Raw genomic sequence first — 312 nt, forward strand, 5'->3', positions numbered from 1 at the left:
GGCATTGTCTCGCTGCCGTTCGTGCGCCAGTCCGATGGTGAGGTGGTGTATTTCCCCTCCAACCTGATCGAAAACCTTTACCTGAGCAACGGCATGAGCGCCGGCAACACCTTGGCCGAAGCCCAGGTGCAGTGCCTGTCGGAGATCTTCGAACGGGCGGTGAAGCGCGAAATCATCGAAGGCGAATTCGCGCTGCCGGATGTCCCGGCCGAGGTCCTGGCCAGATACCCCGGCATCCTTGACCAGCACCGGGAAGCCCTGGGCTTCCAGGCCTTCGATGCCCGCCAGACAAATCAACTGTGGAGGGGGCTT

1 protein-coding gene is annotated in these 312 nt (G+C 61.9%); it reads left to right on the forward strand.

Going from position 1 to position 312, the window contains the following annotated elements:
* On the forward strand, nucleotides 1-312 hold a 312-nt coding region (locus AC0L20_RS40540; protein ID WP_473295752.1), incomplete at both ends, for a YcaO-like family protein.

It is taken from the genome of Bradyrhizobium sp. Kon58 (assembly GCF_055807455.1).